Origin of the sequence: Enterobacter cloacae complex sp. 2015409 (genome assembly GCF_041365315.1) — a bacterium.
Lineage (GTDB): Bacteria > Pseudomonadota > Gammaproteobacteria > Enterobacterales > Enterobacteriaceae > Enterobacter > Enterobacter pseudoroggenkampii.
Map to the genome: position 1 here is coordinate 1 of NZ_JBFTVM010000028.1, position 223 is coordinate 223.

The window sequence follows — 223 nt, forward strand, 5'->3', positions numbered from 1 at the left end:
CTGAAGGAACGTTGAAGACGACGACGTTGATAGGTCGGGTGTGTAAGCGCAGCGATGCGTTGAGCTAACCGATACTAATGAACCGTGAGGCTTAACCTTACAACGCCGAAGATGTTTTGGCGAAGAGACAGAGACGATTTTCAGCCTGATACAGATTAACAGAATTTGCCTGGCGGCTTTAGCGCGGTGGTCCCACCTGACCCCATGCCGAACTCAGAAGTGA

General features: G+C 51.1%; 1 rRNA gene. It reads left to right on the forward strand.

Annotation, left to right across the window (positions count from 1 at the left end):
* Positions 1–99 (forward strand): 23S ribosomal RNA (locus ACDO57_RS23395); the annotation flags it as partial.
* Positions 100–223: the final 124 nt, after the last annotated feature.